The organism is Actinomadura physcomitrii (genome assembly GCF_008923205.2).
GTDB lineage: Bacteria > Actinomycetota > Actinomycetes > Streptosporangiales > Streptosporangiaceae > Spirillospora > Spirillospora physcomitrii.
Genome location: NZ_WBMS02000083.1, coordinates 1 through 1,219 on the forward strand (window position 1 = coordinate 1; position 1,219 = coordinate 1,219).

Below are 1,219 nucleotides of genomic sequence, written 5' to 3' on the forward strand. Positions count from 1 at the left end.
CCCACCCACGGCATGTCGCCCAACTTCCTCATGGAGCCCGGCGCACCGGTCGTCGGGAAGTCCTACGAGGAGGTCGCCGGCCCGTGGGACAAGGGCGTCACCCCGATCCCGCTCAAGCTCGACCGGCCGCCGTCGCTGCTCGACCACGCCAGGACCGCGCTGTTCATGGTGTCCGACGACGCCGCCTACATGTCCGGCCAGATCATCTCCTCCTGCGACGGCGGCACGCTGGCACGGGTCTCCATCCCCTTCCCCGAAGACCAGGGCACCCCGACGCTCTGACAGGAATCTCGCTAGGAGTTCAGGCGATGACCACCGTTCTGTCGTCCGTCCCGGACCATCTGCGCACCGAGTTCGATGTCTACGACCCGGCGCTGACGCACCCCGTCGACACCTTCCAGGAAAGGGTCGCCGAACTCGCGGCGGCCTCCCCGCTGCTGTACTCGGAGAAGTACGGCGGCCACTGGATCGTCACCCGGTACGAGGAGATCCACGAGGTGCTGCGGCATCCGGAGATCTTCTCCAGCTTCCCGAACAACCTCGTGCCGCACGGCGCGGGCAAGTTCCTCCCGCTGGAGATCGACCCGCCCGAGCACACCGCCTTCCGCAAGGCCCTGCAGCCGCTGTTCGGCCCGACCCGGATGCGCGCCCTGGAACCGCGGATCCGCGCGCTGGTCAACGAGCTGATCGACGGTTTCGCGGCGCGCGGTTCGGCCGAGTACATCTCCGAGTTCGCGCACGAGCTGCCGGCGCGGGTGTTCCTCGCCCTGATGGACTGGCCGCTGTCGGACGCGCCGCTGTTCACCGAGGCGACCGACACGACCCTGCGCGGCGTCCCGGGAGCGAGCGAGGAGGAGTCCAACGCCGCCCGGGACCGGGCCGCGGGACAGATGCTCGGCTACTTCGCCCAGGTCGTGGCCGACCGCCGGTCCGGCGGCGTCCGGGACGACATCACCTCGCAGATCGTCCACCAGTCGATCGAGCTGGACGGGGAGTCGCGCCCGCTCAGTGACGAAGAGCTGTGCAACATGTTCTTCCTGCTGCTGATCGCGGGCCTGCACACCGTCACCGGCACCCTGGCGTGGTCGGTCATGCACCTGGCCGACCGCCCCGCCGAGCGGCAGCGGCTGATCGACGACCCGTCGCTGATCCCGGCGGCCGTGGAGGAGATGCTGCGCATCGAGGCCGCGGTGTCGCCGGGGCGCCGGGTCCGCCACGA

2 protein-coding genes are annotated in these 1,219 nt (G+C 70.0%); both read left to right on the forward strand.

Annotated elements, in window-relative coordinates; all coding sequences use genetic code 11:
• Nucleotides 1–282: hypothetical protein (locus tag F8568_RS46005; protein WP_202126166.1), on the forward strand; the 282-nt coding region annotated here is incomplete at its 5' end.
• Nucleotides 283–308: 26 nt separating this feature from the next.
• The coding region (locus F8568_RS46010) for a cytochrome P450 (RefSeq protein WP_202126167.1) at nucleotides 309–1,219 on the forward strand (911 nt) is incomplete at its 3' end.